We start from the raw sequence: 1,474 nt of genomic DNA on the forward strand, positions 1-1,474 counted from the left end.
CCCCAGCGCGCCCCCGCAGGGCAGCAGGGCGTAGTCGTCGAGGACGTAGGGCAGCACGGCGTACGACACCTTCAGCACGTCGAACTCGCCGCGCTCGGCCATGCCGTTGGTGACGTCGATGTCGGCGAAGGTCACGTCGAGGGCGGGGGCGCCGGGGACGCGGTCATGGGCCAGGGCGTCGAAGACGAAGGTGTCGTTCGGACAGGGCGAGTACGCGATCCGCAGTTGCTCAACTGTCATGCCGGTTCCAACTCTCCAGTACGGGCGTGAGCTTCCCGAACCCCTCGGTCAAGGCTGCCAGAGCGTCCGGGATGCGCCAGGCGGCGCGGTCCCTCGGCCCGACGGGATTGGAGATCGCCCGGATCTCCAGCACGGGCACCCCCTGTGCGACGGCGGCCTCGGCGACGCCGAAGCCCTCCATGGCCTCGGCGAGGGCGGTGGGGTGCCGCTCCCGCAGCGCGGCGGCCCGGGTGGCCGTCCCGGTGACCGTCGACACCGTGAGCACGGCCCCGGTCCGGGCGCCGGTGGCGTCCGCGACCCGCCGTACCAGAGCCGTGGGCGGCTGATGCCTGACGGTCCCGAAGCCGAGCTCGGTGACCGGCACGAACCCGTCCTCGGTCTCGGCCCCCAGATCGGCCGCGACGATACCGTCGGCGACGACGAGCGACCCCACGGGCGCCCCGGGCTGGAACCCGCCGCCGATCCCGGCGGACACCACGAGGCGGTAGGGCTCGCCCCGCAGGGCGGCGGCGGTGAGGGCGGAGGCGGTGCGGGCGGCCGCGAGAGCGGGCCCCACACCGACGGCGATCACCTCGATGCCGGTACCACCGGGGAAGGCCCTGGCCACCGCGTCCCGCTCCACGGGAACGGCGGTGGCGACCAGTACCCGGTCAAGCCCAGCGGAAGCGATCAGGCATCCTTCTTGAGCTTGAAGTTCCACAGGCCGGACGCGTCCTTCTCGCCCTCCTTGATGGACACCAGCGTCGAGTTGCCCTGCGCGCCGTACTGGGCGTTGAAGAACACGCTGCCCGGGATCGTGCGGTACGTCTTCGTGCTGGAGTCGGTCAGCGGCTGACCGTTCATGAGGATCGTCCAGCCCTTGTCGGCGATCTCGGGGTCGACACCGAAGCGCACGGTCTCGTCCGGGTCGACGGAGATGCTCTTGATGCCCTTGGCCTTCAGGCACCCGGCGAGATCGGACTGCTTCAGGGCACCGCCCTCGCCGCCACAGGTGGCCCCGGAGTTCACCGAGTCGCTGCCCACGGTGACCGTGGCGATCGGCGTCGGCTTGTCACAGGCCGACAGGACGAGCAGTCCGGCGGATACGACGCCGACGACAGCGACGGCGCGGCGGCGTCGCACAACGGATTGCAACGTGTTCATGGGCGAAGGTTATCGGGCCCGCGGGTCGCACCGCCCACGCGGGGTACGGCTCCCTGGGAGATCCATCGGAAGGCCCCACCCGGCCCCGGGC

At 71.6% G+C, this 1,474-nt stretch carries 3 protein-coding genes; all 3 read right to left on the bottom strand.

Going from position 1 to position 1,474, the window contains the following annotated elements; translation table 11 throughout:
- Window positions 1-240: MqnA/MqnD/SBP family protein (locus C1J00_RS43170; protein WP_342751820.1), on the bottom strand; the 240-nt coding region annotated here is incomplete at its 3' end.
- A complete protein-coding gene (locus tag C1J00_RS43175; protein ID WP_180989921.1) occupies window positions 230-940 on the bottom strand; it encodes a futalosine hydrolase in 711 nt (236 codons plus the stop codon). The genes C1J00_RS43170 and C1J00_RS43175, both read right to left, overlap by 11 nt.
- Entirely contained in the window at window positions 910-1,383 is a 474-nt protein-coding gene (locus tag C1J00_RS43180; protein ID WP_180989922.1) for a DUF2771 domain-containing protein, read from the bottom strand. Before C1J00_RS43180 ends, C1J00_RS43175 begins: the two co-directional genes overlap by 31 nt.
- Window positions 1,384-1,474 lie beyond the last annotated feature (91 nt).

Source organism: Streptomyces cahuitamycinicus, from assembly GCF_002891435.1.
Taxonomy (GTDB): domain Bacteria; phylum Actinomycetota; class Actinomycetes; order Streptomycetales; family Streptomycetaceae; genus Streptomyces; species Streptomyces cahuitamycinicus.